Here is a 2,016-nt window from a genome sequence, read left to right on the forward strand (position 1 = left end):
GCGTATGCACTGAATCGCACGGAACAGTCAGGTTCTGGATGTCTGAGGAATCAATTCGAGGAAATTGAGGCGAAGCCATTGGCTCCGCCTCTTTTCGTATCAAGCAGCGATAAGAGCGGATTTAAGACGAGATTGTCTCAGTCGTCGGACCTTTTCAGCGCGCTTGAGTTGCGCTTCCGGTCGAACAGCATTCACCTTGCAATCACCCAAGTAGCACTTACCGTCCGCAAGCCAGTATAGACCGTTCTGCGCTTCGACATCGCGAACGCCAATCTGTACATCGACTTCAGTAAGAAGCCAATTCCGCTTCTCTGGCAGGCCGCGAAGAACGAGTTTGCCAAAATCTTCAGCGAGCCTCTTAGCGCGGTCCTCGTGGCCAAGGAAGTCCTTGAGGATCGCGAAGCCGATGTGACGTTCGTGGTTGATGTACTTCGCAGGCTTCACAACAAGTTGATGACCTCCAGTCGGGTCGACACTGGGGCGATTGCGCCAGACTTGACCATTGGGCCATCCTGCGTACACCACCGGTTCGGAAGCAACAAGTTCCGGCTCCGGGTGACGATCCGCGATGAGAGCTTCGAGAAGCCCTGTAGGAATTTCGGCGTGTTGGGCAACCGCCTCGATCACCTTTTCAGGGATCGACTCGACGGATCCATCCGAGACGCTGCAGTTCCCTATTCCGTGGCCGATCCAACGGGCCACCTTGAAATTTCGTCCCTCCGGAACCCGGAGTTGAAAGAAGTAGGAGTCGATCCAAGGATCGTATCCGACATCAACTTTGGTGCCTTCTTTAAGAGGACTGAGAGAGTAACGGCTCATCGTCTGTCGAGGCCCCTCCATATTGGGCCCCGTTCTGTGTTATACCCCACGATTTTGAGTCAGCTGCGCAGTCGCGCCCTCTTTGTTTCCAAAGTAGGCACGCCGCCAGCCCCTCGCGATAGCTGTGACTCAGCAGTAACGTGTGTCACAGATCACACCACCCCGGCCCTAATATACTCACGGCGAAAATCTCCTCCCGAAAGTGCGAGGGCCCATTACAAGACACCGCTTCGCCGCGGTGCAGGAAAGGTTTGTTCGGCGTATGTTTAACTCTTCCAACACCTGGCGCAGAATGACTCGGCTGCTGTTCGCAATCGTTCTGCCCATGTCCTTCATTTTCCATGCGCACGCGCAGCGCGCACTCATTACTCGTCCGGTTGATGATTCCGTTCGCGTGTCTCTTCGCGGAAATGTTCATCCTCTTGCACAAGCGGCGAACGATCTGGGTCCAGTCTCGGATAGCGAGACAACTGGAACGCTTCTGCTGGTGCTCGGGCGTAGTGCCGAACAGCAGGCCGCGCTCGATGCATTCGCAAAGTCGGCCAGTATGCCCGGCTCCGTTCCATACCGCAACTGGGTGACGCCACAGGCATTCGCCAAACAGTTTGGTGCTAGCCAGAGCGACATTGCGCAGATCACAAGCTGGCTAGAGGCCAATGGGTTCAAGGTCGAGAAGGTCGCGAACGCTGGCAACGTCATTCGCTTCTCGGGAAATATGGGTGCTCTGCGCTCTGCCTTCCGCACGGAGATCCATCGTTATCAGGTGGGCGAGTCTGTTCACCTCTCAAACTCGATCGACCCATCCGTTCCCGCAGCACTCGCGCCGGTAATTCGCGGGATCGTAGCCTTGAACGATTTCCGGCCTAAGTCTCAGGCGATTCGTGGACCACACGCAACTCACACGGCACAGGGCCAAGATTCGAATCGGCCTCGCTCACAGCTGACGGTGTATGGTCCGACGCAGTGGGGTCAGCCACTGGCCGGATCTCCGAACTATGACGTCTACTTCCTGCCTGGCGCCGGCGATGCAGCGGTTATCTACGACACACCGAATTCTGCGATGAATCCCGCTTACAAAGGGACCACGTGGACGGGTGCAGGCGTAACAATCGGCATCGCGGCCGACTCGAACCTCAGCGCAGCAGCAATCGGAGACATCGCGAATTACCGTTCGCTGTTTCTGAATGAGCCGCTCGA

The 2,016-nt window shown here is 56.4% G+C and carries 2 protein-coding genes; one reads left to right on the forward strand and one right to left on the reverse strand.

Annotated elements, in window-relative coordinates; all coding sequences use genetic code 11:
• Positions 1 to 99: 99 nt before the first annotated feature.
• The gene (locus tag WA354_RS11425; RefSeq protein ID WP_472813139.1) at positions 100 to 819 is read right to left on the reverse strand and encodes a hypothetical protein; all 720 of its coding nucleotides are present in this window, start codon (positions 817 to 819) and stop codon (positions 100 to 102) included.
• A 262-nt stretch (positions 820 to 1,081) separates the two neighbouring features.
• Here WA354_RS11425 and WA354_RS11430 point away from each other — a divergent pair.
• Positions 1,082 to 2,016, forward strand: a 935-nt coding sequence (locus tag WA354_RS11430; protein WP_472813140.1) for a protease pro-enzyme activation domain-containing protein, incomplete at its 3' end; no start/stop codon positions are given.

The sequence above is a fragment of the Occallatibacter sp. genome (genome assembly GCF_049802275.1).
Taxonomy (GTDB): Bacteria; Acidobacteriota; Terriglobia; order Terriglobales; family Acidobacteriaceae; genus Telmatobacter.